The 290-nt window shown below is 43.1% G+C and carries 1 protein-coding gene; it reads left to right on the forward strand.

Annotated elements, in window-relative coordinates:
• A partial coding sequence (locus tag ACFIK8_RS12285; RefSeq protein WP_375669589.1) for a TGS domain-containing protein occupies positions 1–290 on the forward strand: 290 nt, incomplete at both ends.

Consider the following 290-nt stretch of genomic DNA (forward strand, 5'->3'; position numbering starts at 1 on the left):
TTGCTCTGTTTCTCTCTCTTTTCCTGATGGTTCAAAACGTGATTACCCCAATGAAATGACTGGTTTAGAATTGGCTGCATCCATTTCTAAATCACTTGCAAAAAAAGCAGTTGCCTATAGCCTTAATGGAATCACCCGAGATCTATCGGATCCATTAGGACAGTCTGGTCAAATAGAAATCATTACCCGCGAAGATCCACGTGCCCTTGAACTCATACGCCACGATTGTGCGCATGTTTTAGCCGAAGCAGTGCAAGAACTCTTTCCTGAAACACAAGTTACAATTGGCC

The organism is Bartonella sp. MR168JLCBS (assembly GCF_042194175.1).